This window comes from Rhodococcus sp. 06-462-5, from assembly GCF_002258315.1.
Taxonomy (GTDB): domain Bacteria; phylum Actinomycetota; class Actinomycetes; order Mycobacteriales; family Mycobacteriaceae; genus Rhodococcoides.
Genome location: NZ_NOYD01000013.1, coordinates 200381 through 224255, shown reverse-complemented (window position 1 = coordinate 224255; position 23875 = coordinate 200381). Strand labels below are relative to the sequence as shown.

The following is a 23875-nucleotide window of genomic DNA, read 5'->3' as shown; positions in this document are numbered from 1 at the left end:
GTCTCTAGTCACTTCCGATGGTGACGAAGCCCTGCGCAACCATCCAGTCCCGTGCAACATCGGCTGGATCGCGGCCGTCGATGTCGACCTGCTTGTTCAATTCGGAGATGGCCTCGTTGGTCAGCGCGTCCGAGATCGGAGCGGTCACCTCGGCGATCTCGGGATACCGGTCGGCGATCTCCTGACGGATGATGACCGTGGCGTTGTAACGCGGGAAGAACGACTTGTCGTCTTCGAGCACAGTCAAGTTCAGGCCTTTGATGCGACCGTCGGTGGTGAACACCTCACCGAAGCTGCACTGGCCACCCTCGGCCGTGGCCTGGTAGATGACACCGGTCTGCAGGATCTGCACGGGCAGCGTGCTCGCGTCGAATCCGTAGGTAGCGGCGAGCCCCGGTAGACCGTCTTGCCGACTGTTGAACTCGGTCTCCACGCACAACGCCGCCGCAGCGGGATCTCGGTTCACCAGAGCGGCATAGTCGGACAGCGTGCGCACCCCGGTCGCCTGCGCCACCTGCTGGTTCATCGCCAGCGCATACGTGTTGTCCATCGGGGCAGGATTGACCCAATCGATGCCGTTGGCCTTGTCGGCATCGCGTACGGCCTCGAACTGCTCGGTGGCGTCGGGAATGGGAGTTTCGTTGCCCAGGAAGTTGATCCAGCCGGTGCCCGTGTATTCGTAGGCGACGTCGACCTGGCCGCTCTGCATGGCCAGTCGCACGCTCTGCGAGCCGGCGATGTTGGTGAGGTCGCGAACGTCGGCACCGGCCGCGCTCAAGGCGAACTCGAGGATGTAACCGAGAATGATCTGCTCGGTGAAGTCCTTGGATCCGACGGTCAACTGCGCTCCCTCGAGGCCCGGGAGCGGGGTGATGCTGCCCGGTTCGACCGACAACGGCATTGCTCCGCCCGATTGCAAGCCGCATCCGGTCAATGCCATGGTCGCAGCCGCACACAGGGCCACGAGTCGTCGAGTGCTGCGCCGCATCAGCGGAGTCCTTTCGGTCCGAGAAATGCCTCGGCGAGAGCGCCGAGCCAATCGACCAGCAGCGCCAGAGCGACCGCGAGGACTGCTCCGACCACAAGGATGATCGGTTGGTTGAGTTTGTAGCCGGTGTCGATCAACACTCCGAGTCCGCCGGCACCGACGAGGAAGCTCAGGGTCGCCGTACCCACGGCCAGCACCAATGAGGTGCGCAGACCGGCAAGAATGAACGGCACCGCCAGGGGGAACTCGATGCGGCGCAGGATGCCCATGTTGGACATTCCCTGACCGCGAGCGGCGTCGATGTAGTTCGGATCCACTGTCTGGAAGCCCAGCATGGTGTTGCGCAGAACCGGGAGGAGTGAGTAGAACGCGATGGGCAGAACGCCCGCGGTGAAGCCCGTCCACCCGGTGGCCAGAAAGAGCAGCACCAGCAGACCGACCGCGGGCGCGGCCTGGCCGATATTGGCGATGCCGATGAACAGCGGAGCCAGCTTTCGATACCGGGGCCGCGTCAACAGGATTCCCAGCGGGACCGCTATGACGAGAACGAGGGCAGTGACGACGATCGTGATCGCGACGTGCTCTCGAACGGCGGTGAAGATGCTGCCGGCGTTCAACGTGCCGGACTGTGTGGCGGTGAGGTCTCGGGTGAAGGTGTACACCAACAGAACGGCCACGATGGCGAAGATGACCACGGGCTGAATCAGCAGCCTCAGACGTTCGGCCCGTTTGGCGGCTCGCGCGGTGTCCTTCGTGTCGTCGCCGGTATCGGCAAGAGTCGTCACGACGGAGTCCCCACGTCGGTGCGCGGCTCGTCGTGGTCGTTCGCGTGTTGGGACCGCAGCGACTTGACGGTATCGATCAGTACGTCGATCGTCACGGTGCCGACGTACTCGCCGCGGTTGCCGGTCACGGTGGCCGTCGCGTTGCCCTCGGACAGCAGAGCTTCCAGCGCGTCCTGGAGGGTGGATTGTGTCGAGACCATCTCACCCATCGGCACACCGACGTCGCGCAGGCTCCCGACTCCGACGAGGTGGCGTCGATCGGTCCACCGAAGCGGGCGCTTGCGCGAGTCGAGGATGATTCCCCATGCCTCGGGATCGGAGCCGAGAGCGGTGTTCATCATGTCCACCGAATCGTCCTCGCCGAAGACAGGGACGTCGGACAGTTCGATGTCGCGTACCCGCATCAAGGTCAATTGCTTCAATGCCGCTCCGGCACCGACGAAACCGGCCACGGTGTCGTCTGCGGGATTGGCGAGAACGGCCTCCGGAGTGTCGTACTGGAGGATGGTCGATTGGTTGCCCAGAACGGCGATTCGGTCGCCGAGCTTGACGGCCTCGTCGAAGTCGTGGGTCACGAACACGATGGTCTTGCCCAGTTCGGCCTGCAGTCGCATCAACTCGTCCTGCAGCAGTCCGCGGGTGATCGGATCGACCGCGCCGAAGGGCTCGTCCATCAACAGCACCGGGGGATCGGCGGCAAGAGCGCGGGCGACGCCGACACGCTGCTGCTGGCCACCCGAGAGCTGACGCGGATAGCGCTCGCGGTAGACCGCCGGATCGAGCCCGACGAGATCGAGCATCTCGTCGGTGCGATCGTTGATGCGTTTCTTGTCCCACCCGATGAGTCCGGGCACCATTCCGACGTTCTGCGCGATCGTCATGTGCGGAAACAGCCCGGCCTGCTGGATGGAGTAGCCGATGGTTCGGCGCAACTCGTTGGGGTCGATCGAGAGTGCGTCCTTGCCACCGATGGTGATGCGGCCCGACGTCGGCTCGATCAGCCGGTTGATCATGCGCATCGTCGTCGTCTTGCCGCAACCCGAGGGCCCGACCAGTACGACGACCTCGCCGGCCGGAATCGTCATGGACACGTTGTCCACGGCCGCGAGCTTCTGCCCCGGGTAGCTCTTGGTGACGTTCTCGAGCACGATTTCCGCGCCGGAGACGTTCGATGTACGGGTCGAGTCACTCACGGATACCCCTCGAGGTGGTCAATTTGCCGATCAACACGTAGATCCCGTCCAGGATCAACGCCAGCAGGACGATCAGGACAGTGCCGGTGAGGGCCTGCGGTAGCGCTGTGGGGCTACCGACGCGAGCGAGCCCGGAGAAGAGCAGATTGCCCAAACCCGGTCCCTTGGCATACGCGGCGATGGCGAGAATTCCCATGGCCATCTGGGTGCTGATTCGCATTCCGGTGAGAATGGATGGCCAGGCGAGCGGAATTTCGATGCGCCGAAGCACCAGGGTGCGGCTCATGCCGATCCCGCGAGCGGCGTCGGCGACGGCCGGATCCACGGCCGCCAGGCCCACCACGGTGTTGCGGATGATCGGCAGCAGGGAATAGAGGACCAACGCAGTCACCGTGGGTCGAACGCCCAAGCCCATGATGGGGATGAGGACACCCAGCAGAGCGAACGAGGGGATGGTCAGGATCGTGCTCGCGAGGGCCGTCGCGATCGCCGACCCGGCCGGGCTGCGATAGACGAGAACTCCGATCGCGACACCGATGATCGTCGCGATGACCACGCACTGTACGACGGCCGAGACGTGCAGATAGGAGTCGATCGCCAACTGTCTTCGTCGTCCGACGATGAAATCCCACAGTGCATCCATGCAGTTGTCGTCCTCTGTTCGCCGATAGCGGATAAATGCCTTTACCCCGCGTACCAACTATCAAACGCCGACCGGTCCGGATTTTTTGCCGATCGGCAAGAGAATTCGCCGATGGAGAACGCGAAAACGCCCGGCCGAAAAGATTCGGCCGGGCGCTTCAGCGTGAAATCGGGTCGATCACACGTCGTAGTACAGGGAGAACTCGTACGGGTGCGGACGCAGGTTCACCGGAGCGATTTCCTGCTCACGCTTGAGCGAGATCCAGGTCTCGATCAGGTCGGTGGTGAACACGCCACCCTCGGTGAGGTAGTCGTGATCGGCCTCGAGACGGTCGATGACCGCGTTCAGCGAGGTCGGTGCCTGAGGAATGTTCTTGGCTTCCTCGGGCGGCAATTCGTAGAGATCCTTGTCGACCGGTGCCATCGGCTCGATCTTGTTCTTGATTCCGTCCAGACCGGCCATCATCTGAGCGGCGAAGTTCAGGTACGGGTTACCCGAGGAGTCCGGCGCACGGAACTCGAGGCGCTTGGCCTTCGGGTTGTTGCCGGTGATCGGGATACGAACCGCGGCGGAGCGGTTGCGCTGGCTGTAGACCAAGTTGATGGGGGCTTCGTAGCCCGGCACCAGACGGTGGTACGAGTTGATCGTCGGGTTGGTGAACGCCAACAGCGACGGTGCGTGGTGCAGGATGCCGCCGATGTAGTGGCGCGCGAGATCCGACAGTCCGGCGTATCCGGCCTCGTCGTGGAAGAGAGGCTTGCCGTCCTTCCACAGCGACTGGTGCACGTGCATACCTGAGCCGTTGTCGCCGAACAGCGGCTTCGGCATGAACGTTGCCGACTTGCCGTTCTGCCATGCGGTGTTCTTGACGATGTACTTGAACAGCTGCAGGTCGTCCGCCGCACGAAGCAGCGTGTTGAACTTGTAGTTGATCTCCTGCTGGCCGCCGGTGCCGACCTCGTGGTGCGCACGCTCGAGCTCGAAGCCCGCGTTCTGCAGGTTGGTCGAGATCTGGTCGCGCAGGTCGACGTAGTGGTCGTACGGAGCGACGGGGAAGTAGCCACCCTTGAACCGCACCTTGTAACCGAGGTTCGGGCTGCCGTCGGCCTCGGTCTCGGCTCCGGTGTTCCACCAACCCGAGGACGAATCGACCTCGTAGAACGCACCGTTCGCCTGCGAATCGAAGCGCACGGAATCGAAGATGTAGAACTCGGCCTCGGCACCGAAGTACGCGGTGTCGGCGATACCGGTGCTGGCCAGGTACTCCTCGGCCTTGCGTGCAACGTTGCGCGGGTCGCGGCTGTAGGCCTCACGCGTGAACGGATCGTGAACGAAGAAGTCGATGTTCAGCGTCTTGGCATTGCGGAAGGGATCGACCTGAGCGGTGGCGTAGTCCGGAAGCAGAATCATGTCGGACTCGTGGATCGACTGGAAGCCGCGGACGGACGAACCGTCGAACGCGAGGCCGTCCTCGAGCGTGTCTGCCGTGAACGCCTTGGCGGCGATCGAGAAGTGCTGCTGTGCACCCGGCAAATCCGTGAACCGGATGTCGACGTATTCGATTCCTTCATCTGCGATGAACTTGATGACCTCTTGGGCCGTGGAAAACGCCACGCTTTTGCTCCTTTGTTGAGTCCGTCAGCCTGACGGTATGGACTTGGTGTTGCCCGCCCGTCAAGCTCGTGTTTCGCCCGTGTTACGCGTCCTGGCTCACGACTGGCAGGGACAACAGTACGTCCAGGTGTTTTCCCGTGTGCCCGACCGCGCCTATCCTGGAAATCATGGCACGAATGACAGGGTCCTGGTTGTCCGGACCGGCCTCCGCGAACCCACGTCAACCCCAGAACTTCCGCGGGGAGGAGCTGGGCCTACCGCAGCAGGGTGTCGGCGCGTTGGCAGGTACCGGACGCAGAGTCCTCGCGTTGCTGCTCGATTGGACGATGGCCACCGGCGTGGCATCGCTCATTCTCGGTGGATACACCACGAGCGGATTGATCTCGACGATCGTGCTGGCCGTGTGGTTCGGCGTCGGACTGGTGAGCGTCTCGCTGTTCTCGTTCACCCCGGGGCAATTCATCGTCGGTGTTCAGGTGGCACGCATCGACGCACCCGCGCGGGTCGGCTTCGTCCGCGCGCTGGTTCGGCAGCTGATTCTGCTGTTCGTCGTCCCGGCCGTCGTCACTGACATGGACGGCCGAGGAATGCACGACCGCGCAACGGGAACAGCCCTGCTGCGGACCCGCTGAGGGGTCTGCGCACCAGGGCTGTCCGAGTGGTCGTGAGTGGCTAGCGGCGCTTCATCGTCCGCTGAACGCCCTTCATCTTGGCTCCGCCGGGAATGGGTCCCTTCGGCATCGCCGGGCCACCCTTGGTGCCCAGAGCCGAGAGTCGCGACTCGATGGTGTCCATGCGCTTGCCGTCGATGTTCTTCGGCAACTTCGACAGGTACTTCTGCAGACCCGAGAGCGGGATCTGGTTCTCCTCGTTTCCGACGATGATGTCGTAGATCGGAGTGTCGCCCACCAAGCGGGCGGTCTTCTTCTTCTCCTGAGCCAACAGCGATTTCACGCGATGCGGTGCACCCTCGGCCACGAGAATGACACCGGGCTTGCCGATGACACGGTGCACGGCGTCGAGATGGGTGGTTCCGGCGATCGCGTTGGTCACCCGCCACGACCCCTGCAGGTTGTCCAGGGCCCACGCGGCCGCGCCGGCCTGACCGTCGGCCTTCTTGTACACCGACTTCTGCACACGGCGACCGAAGATGATGAACGCAACCAGGACACCCAGGAGAAGTCCGATGGGGAGCAGGAACCACTCGAAACCGAAGGCCAAGCCGATGAGGAACCCGAGGAGCCCGAGCCCGACCACCGACCCGATCATCAGCGGAAGGAGAGCCTTGTCGTCCTTGCGCTGCATCTGAAACGCCTGCCAGAGCTGCTTGCGCCGTTCCCTCGATGCCTGCTTGCGCGCCGCCTTGGCAGCCGCCTTTGCTTCCTTGCTGGGCTTTGCTGCTTTGCCAGCCTTACTGCCGTTCGCCATACCTCACAGGATACGTCCTGTGCCGGCGCTCACGTGCACCGCGCCGGGTTGGCAGAAACGATCAGCGAGCCGCCAGACGCGCCATCAGCGAACTGGCCTCCTGAGAGGCTTCGCCACCGTCGGTCAGGTGACTCATGCTCTCGGGAAGTTCACGGCCGTGATGAGCCATGGCCTGCGCGTAGAGGCGTCCGGCGCGGTAGGAGGAGCGGACCAGCGGCCCGGCCAGCACACCGGCGAACCCGACCTCGGTCGCGTAATCGGAGTGCTCGACGAACTCCTCCGGCTTGACCCAACGTTCGACCGGATGGTGGCGCGGCGACGGGCGCAGGTACTGGGTAATGGTCAGGATGTCGCAACCGGCCTCGTGCAGGTCGCGAATGGCTTCCTGCACCTCTTCCGGAGTCTCGCCCATGCCGAGGATCAGATTGGACTTGGTGACCAGACCGTCGTCGCGGGCTGCGGTGATGACGTCCATCGACCGCTGGTACCGGAAGGCGGGGCGGATGCGCTTGAAGATGCGCGGCACCGTCTCGACGTTGTGAGCGAGGACCTCGGGGCGTGAGGAGAAGACCTCGGCCAGCTGATCGGGCTTGGCATTGAAATCGGGGATGAGCAATTCGACGCCGGTGTTCGGATTGAGCTTCTTGATGTACCGAACCGTCTCGGCGTACAGCCACGCGCCGCCGTCCTCGAGATCGTCCCGAGCGACGCCGGTGATCGTCGAGTAGCGCAGACCCATGGCCTGCACGCTCTCGGCCACCCGACGCGGCTCGTCTCGATCGAGATCCTCCGGTTTGCCGGTGTCGATCTGGCAGAAATCGCAACGGCGGGTGCATTGCTCACCGCCGATGAGGAAGGTCGCTTCGCGATCTTCCCAGCATTCGTAGATATTGGGGCAGCCGGCTTCCTCGCACACCGTGTGCAGACCCTCGCGCTTCACAAGACCCTTGAGCTCGGTGTATTCCGGGCCCATCTTGGCTTTGGTCTTGATCCAGTTGGGTTTGCGTTCGATGGGGGTCTCCGCGTTTCGGATCTCGAGGCGGAGCAGCTTGCGTCCTTCTGGGGCCACAGTCACAGCATCGATGCTACGCGCCGAAGCGAACCGTCGTGAACTGCGGGTTGATCGACGCGTCCGCGACCGGCGGATGCTCGATCTCGTGGTCCTGAACGGGCATCGACCCGTCCAGCGCGGCCAGAACCGCCTCGGTGACAGCAGCGGTGACCTCGCCGATGGTGACATCTCGGTCCAACTCCAGCGACAGCGACGTCACACCGGCATCGGCGATGCCACACGGCACGATCGCATCGAAACCGGTCATGGCCGCATTGCAGTTCAGCGAGAAGCCGTGCAAGGTGACCCCGCGTTGCACGCGGACCCCGATCGCGGCGATCTTGCGTTCGGGGAGCCACGTTCCGTCGCGGGGCTCGGCGGCGAGCCACACACCGGATCTACCGTCGACGCGCCCGCAGGTGATGCCGTAGGCGGACACGACCGATATCAGAGCTTCCTCGATTCGGCGCACGTACCGGACGACGTCGATGGGCTGCGCCAGCTTGACTATGGGATACCCCACCAGTTGGCCGGGGCCGTGCCAGGTGATCTTGCCGCCACGATCGACTTCGACGACGGGCGTACCGTCGCGCGGCATGTCTTCCTCGGAGGTACGCCTGCCCGCCGTGTACACGGACGGATGCTCGAGCAGTAGCAGCGTGTCGGAGCCGACGCCGTCCGCCCGGGCACCGGCCAGCTCGCGCTGCAGTGCCCAGGCCTCGGTGTATTCGACGGTGCCCAACTCTCGCACCACGACCGGCTCGGTGCTCGCGCGTGCCGACACTGCGGCCGGCGAAGAGTTCGCATCACTCATGAATCGGAACGGTACGCCGCGTCACGAGCCGACGGCCACCCGCAGTGCTTCCCCGATGGTGTTGTGCTCGAAGGTGTAGCCCGCGTCCTCCAGAGCCTTCGGAATAGCCCGTGGCCCGGTCAGAATCGCTTCCTCGGCGAACTCACCGATCACGGCCTTCAACGCGAAGCCGGGCACGACCCATGGGGCCGGTCGATGTACCGCTCGCGACATCGCACTGTTGAACTGGGCGTTGGTCACCGGAGTGGGGCCCACCATGTTGACCGGACCACGCAGTGCGTCGTTCTCGATGCCGTGCACGACGGCCCCGATCTCGTCTTCCAACGAAATCCACGGGAAGTACTGACGGCCGCTGCCCAACCGCCCACCGAGGGCGAACAGGTACAGCGGTCGAAGCTTGCCCAGCATGCCGCCGCGCTGCGACAGCACCACACCGCTGCGCAGCAGGATCGTTCGGACGCCGGCCTCCGACGCCTTCGACGTCGCGTTCTCCCAATCGCGACAGACCTCGGCCAGAAATCCCTCGCCGACGGGGGCGCTCTCGTCGACCACTCGGTCGCCGGTGTCGCCGTAGTAATTGACGCCACTGGCATTGACCAAGGTGGGGACCCCGGCGTCGGCGGCAGCTGCAGCGAGTACCTCGGTCGGGGCGATGCGACTGTCTCGCACCAACTGCTTGTAGGCACCGGACCATCTCTTGTCGCCGATACCGACGCCGCAGAGGTTGACGATGGCGTCGGCACCGTCGAGCGTGGCCGCGTCGATGCTCCCGCGCGACGGATCCCACTGGGACTCGTCCGGTCCGGCAGGCGTGCGCCGAACGAGCCGGGTGACGTCGTGGCTACGACCTCGTAGTGCTGCGACGAGAGCGGTGCCGATCAATCCTGATGAACCTGCAATGACTACGCGCATGTGAACGAAAGCCTCCTTGACGCAAACGGGGCATCATTCGCGAACGAATGATGCCCCGGATGCACGGTTCGTGCCCCTCTTTTCGAGACTCCGATGCGAATGTTTCGCGCTCTCACCAGAATACGTGAGCGACGCGATTCGCCGGTTGTCTACAGGCCGAGATCGGCCTCGAACGACGCGACTTCGAGACGCTGCTTGATCGTCGTGAGGAAGCGTCCCGCATCGGCCCCGTCCACCAGACGGTGGTCGTAGGTGAGCGGCAGGTAGCACATCGAGCGAACACCGATCGACTCGTTGCCCGAGTCGTCCTTGACGACGACAGGACGCTTGACGATCGCACCCGTGCCCAGCATGGCCGCCTGCGGCGGAACCAGGATCGGGGTGTCGAACAGCGCGCCCTGGCTGCCGATGTTGGTGATGGTGAACGTGCCACCGGACAGCTCGTCGGGCTTGAGTCCACCCGAGCGTGCACGGGTGGCGATGTCGTTGATCGCCCGAGCCAGTCCGGCGAGCGACAGGTCGCCTGCATTGTGGATGACGGGGGAGAGCAGACCCTGCTCGGTGTCCACGGCGATACCGAGGTGGACATCGGCGTGGTACGTGATCTCCTTGGCGTCCTCGTTGATGCTCGCGTTGACGTTGGGGTGCGCCTTGAGAGCCTCCACGACGGCCTTCGCGAAGAACGGCAGGTACGTCAGGTTGACGCCCTCGTTCTCGGCGAACTTCGCCTTCGCCTTGGTACGCAGACCGGCGATCTTCGTCACGTCGACCTCGAAGGTCTGCGTCAGCTGCGCAGAAGTCTGCAGCGACTCACGCGTCTTCTTCGCGGTGATCTGACGAATTCGGTTGATCTTCTGCGTGGTTCCGCGAAGATGCGCGAGCTCCGGGCGAACACCAGCGGTGGCCGGGGCAGCGGGCTTCGATGCGGCGGCAGGCGCAGCCTCGGCGGCCGGGGCGGCCGGGGCGGCCGGAGCCTTCTTGGCCTCGGCTGCGGCCAGCACATCCTGCTTGCGGATGCGGCCGCCGACACCGGTGCCCTTCACAGTCGACAGATCGACGTCGTTGTCCGACGCCAGCTTGCGGACCAGGGGGGTGACGTACGGGCTGGAATCACCCGACGGTGCCGACTCCTTGGCGGGAGCGGCCTTGGGAGCCTCCTGCTTTGGCTCGGGCTTCGACTCGGCCTTGGGAGCTTCCTTCTTGGGGGCTTCCTGCTTCGGCTCGGGCTTCGGCTCTTCCTTCGGCTCCTCGGCCTTCGGAGCCTCGGGCTCCGGGGTGGCCTCGGGCTCGGGAGCCTTCTCGGCAGGGCTTCCCGATCCGATGACGGCGAGCTGGCCACCGACGGCGACCGTGTCGTCTTCCTCGGCGGAGATCTCGAGCAGAGTTCCGGCGACCGGAGACGGGATCTCGGTGTCGACCTTGTCGGTGGACACCTCGAGCAGCGGCTCGTCGACAGCAACCTCGTCACCGACGGCCTTGAGCCATCGGGTCACGGTGCCTTCGGTGACGGACTCGCCCAACTCGGGCATCGTCACCGGCGTGCCGGATCCGGACGATGCACTCGCTGCGGGTGCCTCCTCCTCGGCCTGAGGCTCGGGCTCGGCTGCGGGAGTGGGCTCCTCGGCAGCTTCCTCGGGTGCCGACTCCTCGGCGGGCGCGGCGTCCTCGGCCGGTGCATCGGACGAGGGTGCCTCGTCCGCGTCACCGATCTGGGCGAGCTCGCCACCGATCTCGACGGTGTCGTCTTCCTGAGCGACGATCTTGGTCAGAACACCGGCTGCAGGCGACGGGATCTCGGTATCGACCTTGTCCGTGGAGACTTCGAGCAATGGCTCGTCGACTTCGACGGTGTCGCCTTCTTGTTTGAGCCACCTCGTGACAGTTCCCTCGGTGACGCTCTCACCAAGAGCTGGCATCTGGACGGAGAAGGCCATGTCTGTTGACTCCTCGACAGTTGTGTGCGGGTGATGTAGTACGACGACTTGTGGTCGCAGACCATTGTGCTGGCGGAACAGGGTTCATGGACGAGAGTTGCGTGATTCGGTTCGACGGAGGCGCCGATGCACAAGGCACCGATCGAGCGTGTACGGCTCGACTCAGCGCCCACGTAGACACTCCCTCTCGGCAATTCACTTACTCACTTCACGAGCCTTGGTTCACTATCAAGAGAGCTGAACCCTCTAATGTCATCCTTCCATTGTTATCGCCTCTCCGTTCCCCTAGGGCGTACAACACGCCTGGCAAACTGGCGGGTAACAACATTCCGGCACCAGAACCGGTGATCCATCGGCCGTACGAAAAGGATGTTCTCGTGGGATTGTTCGATCGACTCAAGCGAAGCGGCGGGGCCGCGAAACGGGCTCCGGAGGGGTCGGTTGCCCAGTACCTGGCCGATTGGACCGACGCGCGAATCGGTGTCGAGGCCTACGTCGAGCCGAAGACGACGGTCACCCCGCTGACCGTCGTGCTGATCGCGAACGACGGCGAATGGACCCGTCGGCCGCTCGATGAAAAATATGCACGAAAGATCGGACCCGACCTGAAGATTCCGGTCTACGACGTGCGCAAGACCGGTTACCCCCAGCGCATGCGCGATCACGACGCCCGCCAGAAGGTCATCAGAAAGCGCGAACAGCAGCAGCGCGACCTCTGACCTCGCCCGTGCGTGCGGACGCCGATCCGCACGCACGGACTTCTGCGATCAGCCGTTCTCGGCGATGTCCTCGAGGACCGCGAACATCGTCCGCACCGGAACGCCGGTACCGCCCTTGCCGGTGTAACCGAAGGGTCCACCGGTGTTGTACGCCGGGCCCGCGACGTCGATGTGAGCCCATTCGACGCCGTCGGCGACGAATTCCTTCAAGAACAGAGCGGCAGCGAGCATTCCCCCGGCGCGGCCGTTGGTGACGTTCGCCAGATCGGCCACCTTGGAATCGAGTTCGCGTCGGATCTCCTTCGGCAACGGCATCGCCCAAGCGTTTTCGCCGATGGCCTGAGAGATCTCGGCGACGCGGTCGCGGAAGTCCTCGGTGCCCATGACTCCCGGCGTTCGATTGCCGAGCGCGACCACCTGAGCACCGGTCAGTGTCGCGGTGTCGATGAGGTAGTCCGGATCGTCCTCGCAGGCACGCACGATCGCGTCGGCCAACACCAAGCGGCCTTCGGCGTCGGTGTTGATGACCTCGACCGTGATGCCGCCGTACTGGGTCAGCACATCGCCCGGACGCTGCGCGGTACCCGACGGCATGTTCTCGGCCATCGGCACCGTCGCGATGACATCGAGTGGCAGATCGACCTTCGCGGCCAGGATCACCGTCGCGATGACCGCAGCGGCACCGCCCATGTCCGAGGTCATGTTCTCCATGCCCGCAGCGGGTTTGATGGAGATGCCGCCGGTGTCGAACGTGATGCCCTTACCCACCAGGGCGACCTTCTTCGCGCCACGCTTACCGCCCGAGTGCGTCAGGCGAACCAGTCGCGGCAGACGCGAGGAACCCTTGCCGACGCCGTGAATGCCGCCGTAGCCGTCCTTCTCCAGCGTCTTGTCGTCCATGATCTCGACTTTCAGGCCCGCAGCCGTACCGAGGGCCTTGGCCTGCGCCGCGAACTCCTCCGGGTAGAGGTGGCTGGGCGGGGTGTTGACGAAATCGCGTGCCACAGCGACGGATTCGGCAATGGCGAGCGAGCGTGCCAGCTCGTTCTTGGCTTCCTTGGAGCGGGTGTCGGGAACCAGCAGCTCGACGCGGGTCAGTGGAAGCGCATCGGACTTCGGTGCCGACAACGCCGACTTGAACTCGGTGAACTGATACGCGCCGAGAAAGAAGCCTTCCGCGGCCGCGCCGAGATCGAGTGCCGACAACGTCGTCGCAACAGTGTCGACCCCCTTGAGCGCGCGAGCTGCGGTACCGGCCGACTGCCGGATCCGCTCGCTGTCGATGTCGGCTGCGCTGCCGAGGCCGACCGCCAGCACGCTGTCCACGGACAGGCCGGACGGTGCCGGAATGCGCACGAGCTCGTCGGCCTTTCCGGTGGCACCGACGGACTCGAAGGCGTCGAGCAACGCAGCGGCGACGGCGTCGTCGGAAATGTCGTCGGTGATGGCGAGTTCGAGGCCGTCGTCACTGGTGCTCAGCGCGACGACGAGAACGTCGACTTTCTTGCCGAGCTTGCCCGCGAGGACCAGGTCGGGTCCGAGAGTGCGGGAAGGCGTCGAGGGTGAAGGCACGTGGCTGCTCCTGTAGGGGTTGACGTGTACGTACCTCGATCCTAATGACGACGCGTCGAAGGACGCAGTCGGTCTGCCGGGCCCGCGACGGCCGCGATGTGAGCTAGCGTGACCGCCATGACCGACACCGAGCTGATCGAGGGACCACTTCATGCCGTGCACACCGAATTGGGCGCGACATTCGCACCTTTCGGCGGCTGGGCCATGCCGGTGTCGTACGCCGGAGTCGTCGTCGAGCACACGGCGGTGCGAGAGACCGTGGGCCTGTTCGATGTCGGGCATCTCGGCAAGGCGGCGGTGACCGGGCCCGGAGCCGCTGCGTTCGTGAACTCCGTGCTCACCAACGATCTGAATCGAATCGAACCGGGCAAGGCGCAATACACCCTGTGCTGCACCGAATCCGGCGGTGTCGTCGACGACCTGATCGCGTACTACGTCTCGGACGAGAACGTCTTTCTGGTGCCGAACGCAGCCAACACGGCGGCCGTCGTCGCAGCCATGGCCGAGCAGGCACCCGAAGGGGTGTCGGTGGTGAACCAGCACCGCGAATTCGGAGTGTTGGCCGTGCAGGGACCGAAGTCGACCGAAATCCTGCAGGAACTCGGCCTGCCGACCGAGATGGACTACATGGCATTCGAGGACGCCACCTGGAATTCGGTGGCGGTTCGCGTCTGCCGGACCGGATACACCGGCGAACACGGCTACGAGCTCGTTCCCCCCGCAGGAGATGTGGAACCGCTCTTCCGAGCACTCCTGGCTGCCGTGCGATCGCGCGGAGGGCAGGTGTGCGGGCTCGGTGCACGCGACACGTTGCGTACCGAGATGGGATACCCGTTGCACGGACACGAACTGGCACTGGACATCTCGCCACTCGAGGCGCGCTGCGGTTGGGCGATCGGGTGGAAGAAGGACGCGTTCTGGGGCAAGGAAGCCCTGTCCGCCGAGAAGGCGAGTGGACCGGCGCGAGTGCTGCGCGGACTGAAGGCCCTCGACCGCGGTGTCCTGCGCCCAGGTCTCACCGTGCGGGTGTCGGGTAAGGACATCGGGACGACGACCTCCGGAACGTTCTCGCCGTCGCTCAAGATCGGAATCGCCCTGGCCCTGCTCGACGCGGAAGCCGCTCCGGAGGTGGGCACGGAGGTCGAGGTCGACGTTCGTGGGCGAGCGTTGCGCTGCGAAGTGGTCGCGCCGCCGTTCGTCGCAGCGAAGACCAGGTGACCGCGCGAGGGCGCAGCGACCTTGACGATAGTATCTCCGGCATGACAGGTGTTTCCGAGTTCGCGTACGTGCAGCATCCCTCTCCCGCCACTCCGGTGGAGCGCGACGCGGTGCTCGCTGCACCCGGTTTCGGAAAGCACTTCACCGACCACATGGTGTACATCGACTACACCCGTGACGGTGGTTGGCACGATGCGACGATCGCGCCCTACGGACCGATCGAGCTCGACCCCGCCGCGATGGTGCTGCACTACGGCCAGGCCATCTTCGAAGGACTCAAGATCTACCGTCAGCCCAACGGCGACCTCTCGACCTTCCGGGTTCAGTCCAATGCCGAGCGCTTTCGCTCCTCCGCCCGCCGCCTGGCGATGCCGGAGTTACCGGACGAGCTGTTCATCGGATCGATCGAGAAGCTTCTCGAATTCGACCACGAGTGGGTCCCCGCAGCAGGCGGCGAAGACGCGCTGTACGTCCGGCCGTACATGTTCTCCACCGAGGCCGGGCTGGGCGTGCGCCCCGCCGACTCTTACCGCTACATGTTGATCGCCTCGCCCGCGGGCGCGTACTTCCCCCGAGGCGTCAAGCCGGTGAGCGTCTGGCTGTCCACCGAATACGTCAGGGCGGCACCGGGCGGCACCGGTGCGGCGAAGTTCGCCGGCAACTACGCCGCGTCGCTTCTGGCGCAGGCGCAGGCCAGCGACGAGGGATGCGATCAGGTGGTGTGGCTCGACGCCACCGAGCGCCGCTACGTCGAGGAAATGGGCGGCATGAACCTGTTCTTCGTCTTCGGCTCGGGCTCCGACGCACGCCTGGTGACCCCGTCGCTGTCCGGATCGCTTCTGCCCGGCATCACCCGCGACTCGCTGCTGGCCCTGGCGACCGACGCAGGCATCCCCGTCGAAGAGCGGCGGATCTCCACCGAGGAGTGGCGCAAGGGTGCCGACTCCGGTGAGATCACCGAGGTGTTCGCCTGCGGCACAGCAGCCGTCATCACACCGGTGGGCAGCGTCAAGTCCACCGAGGGAACGTTCGAGATCGCAGGCGGCGAGCCCGGCGAGATCACGCTCGCATTGCGCGACACGCTCACCGGCATTCAGCGCGGAACATTCGCCGATACGCACGGCTGGATGACCACGCTCCGCTAGCTCCCCAGCAGCAGGCCGACCGCGGCGAGCGCTGTGGTGGTCTCGATTCCGGCTCCGAGCACGTCGCCGGAGAGCCCGCCGAAGCGTCGGACGCAGTGGCGAGTGAGGATGACCGCGACGGCGAGTGCGGCGATCACCACCAGCGATCCCTGCCACGGTCGGTCGGGTCGAATGTACGCGGCCATGGCCGTTGCCACGCCTACCCACAACGCCACGACTGCGGTCGACTGAGTGCCTGCCACCAGCGCGCCGAAGCCGCTCGGTGCCGCCGCGTCGATCCCTCGGCGGCACGCGAGCACCACCGACACCCGTGCGATCACCGAGACGCACACGATGGCCCACCACATGTGCAACTGCGCGAGCTGGCCCAGGCTTGCGGCCTGAATCGCGAGAACGAGGGCGATGGCCGCAACGCCGAACGGCCCGGCACTGCCGGACTTCATGACTTCTCGCGCGCGCTCGGGCGGTCCGTAACAGCCCAGTCCGTCTGCGGTGTCGGCCAAGCCGTCGAGGTGCATACCCCGAGTGAGCAGTGCCGAGGCACCGACGGCGATCAGTCCGCCGAGCAGCGGCGACAGCCCGGCCGCGATCGACACCCACAACAGCGCGGCGGAGATGCCACCGAGGGTGAGGCCGACGAGCGGAGCAGAAGCGATCGCGCGCCCGGCGGAGTGCCTGTCGACGTCCTCGGGGCCGCGCACGGGCAGCACCGTCAGCCAGGAGAACGCGAGCGTCATTCCACCGGCGCGCCTGCTCACGGTCAGCGATTTTCGATACTGCTGTGAGCTTCGCTGTCGCCGGTGCTGTCGCCGGTGCTGACGCCGGCGTCGGCGAAAGTCGCCATCGAATTCAGGGTGCCGACACCCGCACGAACCAGAGACAGTGCCGCCAGCGCACCCGAGCCCTCGCCGAGGCGCATCTCGAGCTCCACGAGCGGTTCGAGACGCAGGTGCCGCAACGCAAGCGAATGCGCAGGCTCGGCCGAACGATGCCCGGCAACCCACCAGCTGCGGGCCCCGGCTGCCGCGTCCTCGGCCACCAGCGCGGCCGCGGTCACCACGAGGCCGTCCAGAATCACGGGGGTTCGCCGATGCGCGGCCTGGGCGAGAAAGCCGGCGAGAGCCGCGATGTCGGCACCGCCCGCGACCCGCAGCAGGTCGGTGGGATTCTTCGCGACCGGTCGAGCTCTACGCATCGCATCCCGGATCGCTGCGGTCTTCCTGATCCACCCCGCATCGTCGATTCCAGTGCCGCGGCCGACAGCGGCAACCGGCTCGGTGTCGGTCAGGGTTGCGATCAATACCGTTGCAGGAGTTGTGTTTCCGATGCCCATATCGCCTGCGATGAGAAGATCTGCGCCGGCGTCCACTTCTTCGTCGGCGATGGCGGCTCCGGCGGCTATCGCGGCCCGAACCTCGTCCTCGGTGAGTGCATCCTCGCGGTCGATGGATCCGCTGGACCGTCGAATCTTGAACGCGGACACAGAAGAATCCGTATCGGCGTCGACCGCGATGTCGACAACCCGAACCGCGGCACCGGCGATATCGGCGAGTACGTTGACCGCGGCACCGCCTGCGCGGATGTTCTCGACCATCTGGGCCGTCACTTCGGGAGGGTAGGCAGAAACCCCGTGCGCAGCGACGCCGTGATCACCGGCGAAGACGACGACTCGCACTCGTTCGAGAGACCGCGGCGGGCAGGCGTCCTGGCAGGCCGCGATCCATTCACCGAGTGCCTCGAGGCGACCGAGGCTTCCGGCAGGCTTGGTCAATTCCCGTTGCCGGTCCGCCGCAGCCGATCGAGCCGAGTCCGACGGAGCCGTCACCGGACGAAACGGCGACGCCGAATCCTCTTCCGAAAGAATTGTCACACTGTGCCTTTCGCGGTTGTGGAGTCCGCCGGAGGTTCCTTGAGGGTCAGCGCGAGTCCCGCGACGACGAGCAGAACCCTGTCACACACCGTCGCGAGCCGAGAATTGAGCAAGCCCAGCTCGTCTCGGAAGAGGCGACCGGAACGGGACTCGGGCACCACGGACAGGCCGACCTCGGGGCTGACGAGAACGAGGGGGGACGCGCAGTCCGCGACCGCCCCGACCAGGTTGTCGACAGCCGGTGCGATGGTGCCGCGGGGGAGCTCCCAGGCCTGTGCGTCGTCGAGCATTCCCGTCAGCCACGTTCCGAGATCGTCGACGACCGTGGTGCCGTCCCACTGCTGCGAGACGACACCGGCCAGTGACGTGACGGTCTCGACGGTGGACCACTGTTCCGGTCTCGACGCGCGATGACGCTCGATACGGCGCTCCCAGTCCTCGTCGGTAGCGTCCCGCCTCCCGGTGGCGAGGTAGCGAACCGGCTCGAGAACGGCGAGCGATTCGGCGTGCCCGGACTTGCCGGATCTGGCTCCACCGAGCACGAGGGTTCGTCTCGGTACTCCCACCGACGTCAGACGGCCTCGCCGGCGCTGACTCGCGGCTTGGGGGCGCGCATCTTGCGGATCTGGGACGCGCGAACGAAGGCGTACCACCCGATCTTGAAACCGCCGTCGGTGGTCTCGGGGAACCGCACCCGGATCTTGTTGTTGATCATCTTGCCGAGGTAGACGCCCTCACCGACCATGAAGAGCATCATCACGAACATGCCGAGGGTGACGTACTGCTGCACCTGAGGCTGCAGGAACAACGCGAAGATCAAAATCAGCGCGAGTGGCATGAACAGGCCGACGAGATTGCGTCGCGCGTCGACGATGTCGCGCACGTATGCGCGGACCGGACCCTTGTCGCGGGGGAGCAGGTACTTGTCATCGCCCGCGAGCATGCGTGCGCGTCGTTCGGCTGCGGCGGCGCGTCGCTCGTTGGAGGCGGCCTTGCGATCTTCCTTGCTGCCCTTGTTCGCCTTGCGACGCTCGCGTGCCTCTTTGCTCGTGAGCGGAGCAGGAGCAACGGGTCCGCGACGCCGCGCCTCGGCGTCACGACGCTTGGGGGTCGGCCGGCCTTTGCCGAGGGACACCGCAGAGGTCGCGTCGCTCCCGGCCGTCGTCGACTCGGATTCGTTCGAGTCGTTTCCGTCCGAATTGTCAGAGTTTCCACGGCGTAGCAGCTTCACGCACCCAGAGTATGGGATGGCCCGTCGGTATCGAACACCGGCCAGGTCAGCGGCGAAACAGCGGATGCCGTTCCGGCGCGGCAGCCCTAGACTTTCGATGATGCGAGTGATGATTGCGCCGGATTCGTTCGGAGACACCCTGACTGCCGCGGCCGCGGCCGACGCCATCGCCAGGGGATGGGCCTCGGTTCGTGAGACCGACGAACTCGAACTCGCGCCCCAATCCGACGGGGGCCCCGGCTTCGTCGAGGTCTTGGCCGCGCGCATCGGCACCGTGCAGTTCGCGGGCGTGGACGGGCCCCTCGGCAACCCGGTGCGAGCCCACTGGCTGCTCGACGGTACGGCGGCGTACATCGAATCGGCGCAGGCCTGCGGACTGCATCTGCTCGACGGCCCGCCCACCCCACTGTCCGCACTGAAGGCGAGCAGTTACGGCGTCGGTCAGCTGCTCGGTGCCGCCCTGGACAGCGGGGCTCGAACAATTTTCGTCGGACTCGGCGGAAGCAGCTGCAGCGACGGAGGCCGCGCGATGATTCGTGCGCTCGGTGGTCTCGGATCGGCAGTCGCGCGGTTGTCGGACATCGACCTCGTCGCCGCGTCGGACGTGGAGAATCCGCTGCTGGGCGAGGCCGGTGCCGCCCGAGTGTTCGGCCCACAGAAAGGTGCCGACGCAGACACCGTCTCCCGGCTGGAGGAATCGAACACCGATTGGGCCGCAGTGCTCTCGGCCGCGGGCTACGACGTCGCAGATCGACCCGGTGCCGGAGCCGCAGGCGGTCTGGGCGCGGCCCTGTTCGCACTCGGCGGCAGGCAGCTCCCCGGGGCCGTGGTGGTGGCCGAACGAACCGGGCAACAGGAACTGTTGGACTCCGTCGACCTGGTGGTGACCGGCGAGGGCAAATTCGACTCGCAATCGCTGCGAGGCAAGCTGGTGACCAGAATCGCTGCCGCGGGCGGCGCGACCGGTATCGACACGATCGTCCTCGCGGGGCAGGTCACATTGTCCGAGGACCAGCTGGAATCGGCGGGTATCTCGGCCGCGCACTCGATCAGTGAGTTCGCAGGATCGGTCGACCTGGCGATGTCCGATGCGGCCAACCAGCTCGAACGACTGGCCGCGCGCGTCGCTGCCGACATGGCCGACACTGCTGGGCAACCGAGGCGGCGAGCGTGAGGAATAGAGCCACCGGGAGTACGGTTGAGTAGTTCACGGGTTTGTACGACTGATAGGGAGAGCCCATGACCGTCTCGAACGAAACCACAACGGCCGAAACCACAGCGCACAAGGTCACCATGACGGAGACCGCGTCTACCAAGGCCAAGGCGTTGCTGGATCAAGAAGGCCGCGACGACCTCGCGCTGCGCATCGCTGTGCAGCCAGGTGGTTGTGCAGGACTGCGCTACCAGCTCTTCTTCGACGACCGAAGCCTCGACGGCGACCTCGCGGTCGACTTCAACGGCGTCACCCTCGCAGTGGACCGGATGAGCGCCCCGTACGTGGAGGGTGCATCCATCGACTTCGTGGACACGATCGAGAAGCAGGGCTTCACGATCGACAACCCGAACGCCACGGGATCGTGCGCGTGCGGCGACTCGTTCAACTGAGCTGACTCGTACTCGACTGTGACCGATACACGCATGCGTGTATCGGTCACAGTCGTGTCTGCCCATCAGCTCCCCAGTATTTACGAACCGAAAGGCCCTCCTTCGTGACTCTCGCGGTATCCGGCTCGATAGCGACCGACCATCTGATGCGATTCTCCGGACGGTTCGCCGAGCAGATCGTCGCCGACCAGCTCTCGAACATCTCGTTGAGCTTCCTGGTGGACGATCTGGTCATCCGCAAGGGAGGCGTCGGCGGAAACATCGCGTACGCACTGGGAGTTCTCGGCGGTGCGCCTCTGCTCGTCGGAGCTGTGGGACCGGACTTCGCCGAATACCGGACCTGGCTCGAAGAGCACGGAGTCGACTGCAGTGGTGTGAGCGTGTCCGCCACCGCCCACACTGCCCGCTTCGTCTGCACCACGGACGAGGACATGGCGCAGATCGCGTCGTTCTACCCCGGCGCGATGAGCGAGGCCCGTGATATCTCCATCGAGGCACTCGCGGCGCAGCACGAGATGGACCTGGTTCTGATCGGTGCCAACGACCCCGACGCCATGACGGCGCACACCGCCCAGTGCCGTGCGGCCGGCATCCCGTTCGCGGCCGACCCGTCGCAGCAGCTCGCCCGGCTCGACGCCGCGCAGGCGACCGACTTGATCGACGGTGCTGCGTACCTGTTCACCAACGAGTACGAATGGGCGCTCCTCAAGCAGAAGACCGGCATGTCCGACGCAGACATCGCTGCGAAGGTGGATCTGCGTGTCACCACCCTCGGTAAGCGCGGCGTCGACATCGTCGCCAAGGGCGGCGAACAGACCCACATCGGTGTCGTGCCCGAGACGAGCAAGGTCGACCCGACCGGCGTCGGCGACGGCTTCCGAGCAGGTTTCCTCACCGCGCACATGGCCGGAGCCAGTATCGAACGTGCAGCGCAACTCGGTTCGCTCGTGGCCGTGCTGGTACTCGAGACCACCGGCACTCAGGAATGGGAGCTCAACCGCGACGACGCGATCAAGCGTCTGAGCGCGGCCTACGGTGCCGAAGCCGGCGAGGAGATCGGGGCACTGCTCCCCGTGTGATCGAGCTCGTTCGTTTGCCCACCGGATCAATGTGGCTTTGTTGCACTCCGAGCGACCGAAAGTCGCATTGATCCGCCGGGGACGGTCGGCCAGGTCAGATGTTGACCGGGTACTCCGGTTCGGCGATCTGCGGCACGATGCGCTTCTCCACGAAGATTCCGTGCCACACCATGAAGATCAGCAGCGTCCACAGTCGACGGCTGTGATCGGACTTGCCGGCTCGGTGGTCGTCGAGCATCGTAACGACGGCGGCCTTGTTCAGCAGGTGATCGGTCTGCGAATCGGCGATCTGTTTGTGCGCCCAGTCGAAGAGTTCCGGGCCGCGTAGCCAATGGCGCAGTGGCACCGGGAATCCCAGCTTGGCGCGGTGCAGTACATGGCTGGGAACGATTCCCTCGAGCGCCTGACGCAGAGCGTACTTGGTGGTGCTCTTGGTGATCTTCTGCTCGAGCGGGAGCTTCTCGGCGACTTTGTGGACCTCGGAGTCCAGGAACGGGACTCGCAACTCGAGTGAGTTCGCCATGGTGATCTTGTCGGCCTTGACCAGAATGTCGCCGCGCAACCAGGTGAACAGATCCAGGTGCTGCATGCGAGCCACCGGATCCCATCCCTGCGACTGCGCGTAGATCGGCGCGGTGACGTCCTGATGGGTCCACTCGGATCGGAACTCGCGCAACACCGAGCGCAACTGCGCGTCGTTGAAGCTGCGAGCGTTGCCGTAGTACCGCTCTTCGAGAGTCATCGATCCACGGTTGAGCAGGCTCTTGCCGCGAGTGCCCTCTGGGATTCGCTCGCTCAACGAGCCCGCCGCACGTCGAAGGAAGGAGGGAAGCGACTCGAACGGCTTCAACGACAGCGGTTCGCGATAAATGGTGTAGCCGCCGAACAACTCGTCCGCACCTTCACCGGAGAGCACCACCTTCACGTGCTTGCGTGCTTCCTTGGCGACGAAGTACAGCGGCACCAACGCGGGGTCGGCCACAGGATCGTCCAGGTACCAGACGATCTCGGGGATGGATGCCGCGAACTCTTCGGGCCCGACGACCTTCACGATGTGCCGGGCACCGATTGCGGCCGCCGACTCCGCAGCCACGTCGACCTCGGAGTAGCCCTCGCGCTCGAATCCGGTGGTGAACGTGATCAGGTCGGGATTGTGACGAATCGCCAGAGCCGCGATGGCCGTCGAATCGATGCCGCCGGAGAGAAACGAGCCCACGGTGACGTCGGCGCGCATGTGTTTGGCCACCGAGTCCTCCAGTGCCTCGGCGATCTCCTGGTACCGCGCCTTCTCGCTGCCGGGTGCGAAGGGCTGCACCGGAAACTTCGGAGTGAAATAGCGGGTGACCTTCGGCGGCGTACCGGGGGACAGGGTGGCGTAGCAACCGGATTCGAGGCGACGAACGCCTGCGTGCAGGGTTTCCGGCTCGGGGACGTACTGCAGCACTGTGTAGTGCTCGATGGCACGCGGATCGAGATCGGTGTCGACGCCGAGCAGCTCCATCAGCTCGAGCACGCTCTTCTTCTCACTACCGAACGCGGTGCCGCCCGGACCGGTGGCCAGGAACAGCGGCTTGATGCCGAAGGGGTCGCGGGCGATGAACATCTCACGGGTCTCGGTGTCCCAGACCGCGAACGCGAACATGCCTCGCAGTCGCTGTACGGCAGCAGGGCCCCAGTAATGGAAGGCCGCGACGATCGATTCGCTGTCACCCTCGGTGGTGAACTCGGCACCGTGGTCGCGTGTCAGTTCGGCGCGCAGTTCCAGATAGTTGTAGATCTCGCCGTTGAAGACGAGCGCGTACCGGTTCGGCGACTCGGGCGGACCCCACCGCATCGGCTGATGGGAGTGTTCGATGTCGATGAAGGACAACCGATTGAAGCCGTAGACGACGTCGTCGTCGTGCCAGGTGCCACCGGGCTCGTCCGGGCCGCGGTGTCGCATGCAGTGGGTCGCCGACGCGACGAGTTCGACTCCGGCGGCGGTCGTTCCGTGAGACGTGAGTACTCCGAGCAGTCCACACACGGCGTCTGCTACCTCTTCTCGCAGTTGGGGACAGTGCAGGGGTCCAGGTCT

General features: G+C 65.2%; 23 protein-coding genes. 7 read left to right on the top strand and 16 right to left on the bottom strand.

The annotated features are described in order from the left end of the window. Positions 1 to 4: 4 nt before the first annotated feature. The 5 genes from CH251_RS08370 to glnA all read right to left on the bottom strand — a co-directional run bounded on the left by CH251_RS08370 (position 5) and on the right by glnA (position 5223). The gene (locus tag CH251_RS08370; RefSeq protein ID WP_094612723.1) at positions 5 to 988 is read right to left on the bottom strand and encodes a glycine betaine ABC transporter substrate-binding protein; all 984 of its coding nucleotides are present in this window, start codon (positions 986 to 988) and stop codon (positions 5 to 7) included. Beyond that, a complete protein-coding gene (locus tag CH251_RS08365) occupies positions 988 to 1773 on the bottom strand; it encodes an ABC transporter permease (RefSeq protein WP_094612722.1) in 786 nt (261 codons plus the stop codon). Before CH251_RS08365 ends, CH251_RS08370 begins: the two co-directional genes overlap by 1 nt. Beyond that, a complete protein-coding gene (locus CH251_RS08360; RefSeq protein ID WP_094612721.1) occupies positions 1770 to 2966 on the bottom strand; it encodes an ABC transporter ATP-binding protein in 1197 nt (398 codons plus the stop codon). Before CH251_RS08360 ends, CH251_RS08365 begins: the two co-directional genes overlap by 4 nt. Then, positions 2959 to 3609 carry an ABC transporter permease gene (locus CH251_RS08355; protein WP_094612720.1) on the bottom strand — a complete coding sequence of 217 codons (651 nt, stop codon included), beginning with the start codon at positions 3607 to 3609 and terminating at the stop codon, positions 2959 to 2961. The genes CH251_RS08360 and CH251_RS08355 overlap by 8 nt, the downstream gene beginning before the upstream one ends. 177 nt (positions 3610 to 3786) lie before the next feature. Continuing rightward, on the bottom strand, positions 3787 to 5223 hold the full coding sequence (gene glnA, locus CH251_RS08350) for a type I glutamate--ammonia ligase (RefSeq protein WP_032368128.1): 1437 nt from the start codon (positions 5221 to 5223) through the stop codon (positions 3787 to 3789). A 167-nt stretch (positions 5224 to 5390) separates the two neighbouring features. On the opposite strand from glnA, the gene CH251_RS08345 reads away from it, so the two are divergent. Next, positions 5391 to 5855: an RDD family protein gene (locus CH251_RS08345; protein ID WP_094612719.1), complete on the top strand. Its 465-nt coding sequence runs from the start codon at positions 5391 to 5393 to the stop codon at positions 5853 to 5855. Positions 5856 to 5895: 40 nt separating this feature from the next. On the opposite strand, the gene CH251_RS08340 is transcribed toward CH251_RS08345, so the two are convergent. The 5 genes from CH251_RS08340 to sucB all read right to left on the bottom strand — a co-directional run bounded on the left by CH251_RS08340 (position 5896) and on the right by sucB (position 11362). Further along, positions 5896 to 6651: a DUF4191 domain-containing protein gene (locus CH251_RS08340; RefSeq protein ID WP_094612718.1), complete on the bottom strand. Its 756-nt coding sequence runs from the start codon at positions 6649 to 6651 to the stop codon at positions 5896 to 5898. A 61-nt stretch (positions 6652 to 6712) separates the two neighbouring features. Next, complete coding sequence (gene lipA, locus CH251_RS08335; RefSeq protein WP_179273331.1) at positions 6713 to 7726, bottom strand: lipoyl synthase; 1014 nt, start codon at positions 7724 to 7726, stop codon at positions 6713 to 6715. A 10-nt stretch (positions 7727 to 7736) separates the two neighbouring features. Next, positions 7737 to 8516 carry a lipoyl(octanoyl) transferase LipB gene (gene lipB, locus CH251_RS08330; protein WP_094612717.1) on the bottom strand — a complete coding sequence of 260 codons (780 nt, stop codon included), beginning with the start codon at positions 8514 to 8516 and terminating at the stop codon, positions 7737 to 7739. A 21-nt stretch (positions 8517 to 8537) separates the two neighbouring features. Next, complete coding sequence (locus CH251_RS08325; protein WP_094612716.1) at positions 8538 to 9428, bottom strand: TIGR01777 family oxidoreductase; 891 nt, start codon at positions 9426 to 9428, stop codon at positions 8538 to 8540. A 149-nt stretch (positions 9429 to 9577) separates the two neighbouring features. After that, positions 9578 to 11362 (bottom strand): 2-oxoglutarate dehydrogenase, E2 component, dihydrolipoamide succinyltransferase, encoded by a 1785-nt coding sequence (gene sucB, locus CH251_RS08320; protein WP_094612715.1) that lies wholly within the window; start codon positions 11360 to 11362, stop codon positions 9578 to 9580. A gap of 377 nt (positions 11363 to 11739) precedes the next feature. Here sucB and CH251_RS08315 point away from each other — a divergent pair, with 377 nt between their 5' ends. Further along, positions 11740 to 12081, top strand: coding sequence for an oxidoreductase (locus CH251_RS08315; RefSeq protein ID WP_094612934.1), 342 nt, complete (start codon positions 11740 to 11742; stop codon positions 12079 to 12081). A gap of 48 nt (positions 12082 to 12129) precedes the next feature. Here the strand turns inward: CH251_RS08315 and CH251_RS08310 are convergent, their stop codons facing one another. Then, on the bottom strand, positions 12130 to 13653 hold the full coding sequence (locus tag CH251_RS08310) for a leucyl aminopeptidase (RefSeq protein WP_094612714.1): 1524 nt from the start codon (positions 13651 to 13653) through the stop codon (positions 12130 to 12132). Between the two features lie 117 nt (positions 13654 to 13770). Here CH251_RS08310 and gcvT point away from each other — a divergent pair, with 117 nt between their 5' ends. Further along, positions 13771 to 14871, top strand: coding sequence for a glycine cleavage system aminomethyltransferase GcvT (gene gcvT, locus CH251_RS08305; protein ID WP_094612933.1), 1101 nt, complete (start codon positions 13771 to 13773; stop codon positions 14869 to 14871). A gap of 41 nt (positions 14872 to 14912) precedes the next feature. Then, entirely contained in the window at positions 14913 to 16016 is a 1104-nt protein-coding gene (locus tag CH251_RS08300; protein ID WP_094612713.1) for a branched-chain amino acid aminotransferase, read from the top strand. Here CH251_RS08300 and CH251_RS08295 read toward each other — a convergent pair. The 4 genes from CH251_RS08295 to CH251_RS08280 are packed head-to-tail and all read right to left on the bottom strand — an operon-like array spanning position 16013 to position 19117. After that, positions 16013 to 16774, bottom strand: coding sequence for an adenosylcobinamide-GDP ribazoletransferase (locus CH251_RS08295; RefSeq protein WP_373454927.1), 762 nt, complete (start codon positions 16772 to 16774; stop codon positions 16013 to 16015). The two genes, CH251_RS08300 and CH251_RS08295, sit on opposite strands and share 4 nt — an antisense overlap. 2 nt (positions 16775 to 16776) lie before the next feature. Beyond that, positions 16777 to 17880 carry a nicotinate-nucleotide--dimethylbenzimidazole phosphoribosyltransferase gene (gene cobT, locus CH251_RS08290; protein ID WP_373454933.1) on the bottom strand — a complete coding sequence of 368 codons (1104 nt, stop codon included), beginning with the start codon at positions 17878 to 17880 and terminating at the stop codon, positions 16777 to 16779. 2 nt (positions 17881 to 17882) lie between these two features. Beyond that, positions 17883 to 18452 carry a bifunctional adenosylcobinamide kinase/adenosylcobinamide-phosphate guanylyltransferase gene (gene cobU / locus CH251_RS08285; RefSeq protein WP_094612710.1) on the bottom strand — a complete coding sequence of 190 codons (570 nt, stop codon included), beginning with the start codon at positions 18450 to 18452 and terminating at the stop codon, positions 17883 to 17885. A gap of 5 nt (positions 18453 to 18457) precedes the next feature. Next, positions 18458 to 19117, bottom strand: a complete 660-nt coding sequence (locus CH251_RS08280; protein ID WP_094612709.1) for a DUF3043 domain-containing protein — start codon at positions 19115 to 19117, stop codon at positions 18458 to 18460. Between the two features lie 100 nt (positions 19118 to 19217). On the opposite strand from CH251_RS08280, the gene CH251_RS08275 reads away from it, so the two are divergent. The 3 genes from CH251_RS08275 (at position 19218) to CH251_RS08265 (ending at position 21801) form a co-directional block, all read left to right on the top strand. Beyond that, positions 19218 to 20291, top strand: coding sequence for a glycerate kinase (locus CH251_RS08275; protein ID WP_094612708.1), 1074 nt, complete (start codon positions 19218 to 19220; stop codon positions 20289 to 20291). Positions 20292 to 20356: 65 nt separating this feature from the next. Continuing rightward, positions 20357 to 20722 carry an iron-sulfur cluster assembly accessory protein gene (locus CH251_RS08270; protein ID WP_094612707.1) on the top strand — a complete coding sequence of 122 codons (366 nt, stop codon included), beginning with the start codon at positions 20357 to 20359 and terminating at the stop codon, positions 20720 to 20722. Positions 20723 to 20826: 104 nt separating this feature from the next. Further along, positions 20827 to 21801 (top strand): carbohydrate kinase family protein, encoded by a 975-nt coding sequence (locus CH251_RS08265; RefSeq protein WP_094612706.1) that lies wholly within the window; start codon positions 20827 to 20829, stop codon positions 21799 to 21801. A gap of 94 nt (positions 21802 to 21895) precedes the next feature. Here CH251_RS08265 and asnB read toward each other — a convergent pair whose 3' ends face one another. Next, positions 21896 to 23824, bottom strand: coding sequence for an asparagine synthase (glutamine-hydrolyzing) (gene asnB / locus CH251_RS08260; RefSeq protein ID WP_094612705.1), 1929 nt, complete (start codon positions 23822 to 23824; stop codon positions 21896 to 21898). Positions 23825 to 23875 lie beyond the last annotated feature (51 nt).

Coding starts and splice junctions, on each gene's coding strand:
- CH251_RS08275 (WP_094612708.1), top strand. CDS start 19,218: ATGCGAGTGATGATTGCGCCGGATTCGTTCGGAGACACCCTGACTGCC.
- CH251_RS08325 (WP_094612716.1), bottom strand. CDS start 9,428: ATGCGCGTAGTCATTGCAGGTTCATCAGGATTGATCGGCACCGCTCTC.
- CH251_RS08355 (WP_094612720.1), bottom strand. CDS start 3,609: ATGGATGCACTGTGGGATTTCATCGTCGGACGACGAAGACAGTTGGCG.
- CH251_RS08300 (WP_094612713.1), top strand. CDS start 14,913: ATGACAGGTGTTTCCGAGTTCGCGTACGTGCAGCATCCCTCTCCCGCC.
- sucB (WP_094612715.1), bottom strand. CDS start 11,362: ATGGCCTTCTCCGTCCAGATGCCAGCTCTTGGTGAGAGCGTCACCGAG.
- gcvT (WP_094612933.1), top strand. CDS start 13,771: ATGACCGACACCGAGCTGATCGAGGGACCACTTCATGCCGTGCACACC.
- CH251_RS08370 (WP_094612723.1), bottom strand. CDS start 988: ATGCGGCGCAGCACTCGACGACTCGTGGCCCTGTGTGCGGCTGCGACC.
- CH251_RS08345 (WP_094612719.1), top strand. CDS start 5,391: ATGGCACGAATGACAGGGTCCTGGTTGTCCGGACCGGCCTCCGCGAAC.
- lipB (WP_094612717.1), bottom strand. CDS start 8,516: ATGAGTGATGCGAACTCTTCGCCGGCCGCAGTGTCGGCACGCGCGAGC.
- CH251_RS08270 (WP_094612707.1), top strand. CDS start 20,357: ATGACCGTCTCGAACGAAACCACAACGGCCGAAACCACAGCGCACAAG.
- CH251_RS08340 (WP_094612718.1), bottom strand. CDS start 6,651: ATGGCGAACGGCAGTAAGGCTGGCAAAGCAGCAAAGCCCAGCAAGGAA.